General features: G+C 59.6%; 1 protein-coding gene. It reads left to right on the top strand.

All coding sequences use genetic code 11. The features are described from left to right. Positions 1-445, top strand: a 445-nt coding sequence (locus RCF13_RS15620; protein WP_308141330.1) for a hypothetical protein, incomplete at both ends; no start/stop codon positions are given.

The raw sequence follows: 445 nt of genomic DNA, 5'->3' as shown, positions 1-445 counted from the left end.
AAGGTATCTGCCCCGATAGCCGATTCCACGCTACCGCTCGAACAGGCACTGCACGAACTGATCGACAAGATCGTCCCTGGGCTGGATACCGGCGATCTTGTGCAGGACGCGCGCCGAGCATCCACCGACCTGAGCGCCATCTTGGCAAGCGCCCCTGTAGCCGATGAGTCACCTATGGCGAAGATGGCTGACGCTCTGCGGGAGAAAGCCAGACAAGAGCAACAGGCTTATCAAGACCGTCGAAATCAGGCTACAGAATGGGGGCCTATGCCTGAAGGCACCGAGGCGGACCGCCCAATCCCAATTGCTCCTGTAGCACACGTCGCGGGCGATGAAACTTCACGGTATCTCGAATGGGCAAAAGACCGTAGCGCTTGGGAAATGCCCGTGGGCACTCCTGTCTACTACGCCGCCCTGGCAAGCGCCCCTGTAGCCGATGAGCATT

Source organism: Stenotrophomonas maltophilia group sp. RNC7 (assembly GCF_030910085.1).
GTDB lineage: Bacteria > Pseudomonadota > Gammaproteobacteria > Xanthomonadales > Xanthomonadaceae > Stenotrophomonas > Stenotrophomonas sepilia.
This window is presented reverse-complemented; position numbering and strand designations above follow the sequence as displayed.